Genomic DNA, 1,751 nt, shown 5'->3' with positions numbered 1-1,751 from the left:
GTATTAAATGAAACATTAGGTAAGATAACATTTTGGTTATTCTTTATCGGTTTCCATTTAACATTCTTTATTCAGCATTTCCTTGGATTGATTGGTATGCCACGTCGTTACTACACATATCTTGAGGGCCAAGGGTTGGAAATGGGGAATATGATTAGTTCTATCGGAGCTGTGTTTATGGCTCTTGGAACGATTGTTCTTTTATTCAATGTAATAAAAACAACGGTATCAAAAGAGAAGGCTGGCCGTGATCCGTGGGATGGACGTACATTAGAATGGACAATGCCAGCACCTACACCGGAATACAATTTTAAACAATTGCCATTTGTTCGCGGGTTAGATCCGTTTTGGATTGAAAAACGTGAAGGTAATAAAGAGATGACAGCAGCGGAACCGGCCGGTGATATTCATATGCCAAATGCTTCATTTTCACCATTTATCATTTCTCTAGGCTTATTCATAGCAGCATTCGGTGCGATGTATATGCAGGGTGGCAAAGATAAATTTTGGTTATTAGTAGCGATTATCGGTTTAATCATTACGTTTGGTACAATGTTCCTTCGTTCAGTAATTGATGATCATGGATATCATATTCATAAGGAAGATTTAGATGATAAGGGGGGCAAGGCGTAATGCATGTAGATGAGAAATTAACGAATGAAACATTTCCAGCAGAGCCTGAAAAAGCAACCCTTGAGGGGAAAAATAAGTTTGTTGGTTTTTGGTTATTTCTTGGAGGCGAAACAGTGTTGTTCGCTTCCTTATTTGGCACATATTTAGCGTTAAAGAACTCTACAAATGGTGGACCAACATCTCAAGAGATGTTTCAAATGCCACTCGTTTTCATTATGACGATGCTTTTGTTAACAAGTAGTTTAACGAGTGTATACGCAATGTATCATATGAAAAATTTTAACTTTAAGAAAATGCAACTTTGGTTACTTGTAACAGTGTTGCTTGGCTTAGGATTTTTGGGGTTTGAAATATATGAGTTTTATCATTATACGCATGAATTTAAGCATACTATGAGAAGTAGTGCGTTTGGTTCTGCATTTTATGCTCTTGTTGGTACACACGGGCTCCACGTGTTGTTTGGATTGTGTTGGATTTTAACATTAATCTTTAGAAACGCGAAGAGAGGCTTAAATTTATACAACGCACCAAAGTTTTATGTTGCATCAATTTATTGGCACTTTATTGACGTAGTTTGGGTGTTTATTTTCACTGTAGTATATTTGATGGGAATGGTGGGATAAACAATGGCGGTTAAGCAAACGAATAATCCTAAGGTGGATCTTGTTTATCGGAAGAGAAAAAGTGCAGAGGAAATGAAGCACCAAGTTGTTACATTTTCACTAATGATTTTTTTAACATTAGTTGCATTTGCAGCGGTGGCATATCCGAAAACATTTAGCCCGATTTTTTCGGTTCCATTTATATTATTGTTAGCAGTCATTCAAGTTATATTTCAGTTATATTATTTCATGCATATGAGTCATAAAGGGCATGAAGCGGCGAGTTTCTTCTTGTACTCTGGATTGTTAATTGGTTTATTAACAATATTAGCCTTTATGACAATTGTGTGGATTTAAACAGTGATAGTAGGGGGCTCTGATATATCAAAGCCCTCTTTTTATATGAAATATAAAAATTTTGAAAAGGTAGGTGTGGAAATGGAAAACTTATGGGTATTTGGTTTTCAAGCTTTATGGAGTCCAATTTTTTTATTATTTATGATCTCGATTCTTATT

3 protein-coding genes and 1 pseudogene are annotated in these 1,751 nt (G+C 35.7%); all 4 read left to right on the top strand.

Annotated elements, in window-relative coordinates:
- Positions 1–633 (top strand): cbb3-type cytochrome c oxidase subunit I (locus tag AB3X49_RS22860; RefSeq protein ID WP_367964933.1); only part of this gene is annotated, 633 nt, incomplete at its 5' end.
- Positions 633–1,256 (top strand): cytochrome c oxidase subunit III, encoded by a 624-nt coding sequence (gene ctaE / locus AB3X49_RS22855; protein ID WP_000557861.1) that lies wholly within the window; start codon positions 633–635, stop codon positions 1,254–1,256. The genes AB3X49_RS22860 and ctaE, both read left to right, overlap by 1 nt.
- A 3-nt stretch (positions 1,257–1,259) precedes the next feature.
- Positions 1,260–1,592, top strand: a complete 333-nt coding sequence (ctaF, locus tag AB3X49_RS22850; protein ID WP_002014776.1) for a cytochrome c oxidase subunit IVB — start codon at positions 1,260–1,262, stop codon at positions 1,590–1,592.
- A gap of 45 nt (positions 1,593–1,637) precedes the next feature.
- Positions 1,638–1,751, top strand: a pseudogene (locus AB3X49_RS22845) (cytochrome c oxidase assembly factor CtaG); the annotation flags it as partial.

Origin of the sequence: Bacillus sp. C30 (assembly GCF_040838255.1) — a bacterium.
GTDB lineage: Bacteria > Bacillota > Bacilli > Bacillales > Bacillaceae_G > Bacillus_A > Bacillus_A mycoides.
Note: the sequence above shows the minus strand (reverse complement) of the source record. Positions and strands in the feature narration are given on the sequence as shown.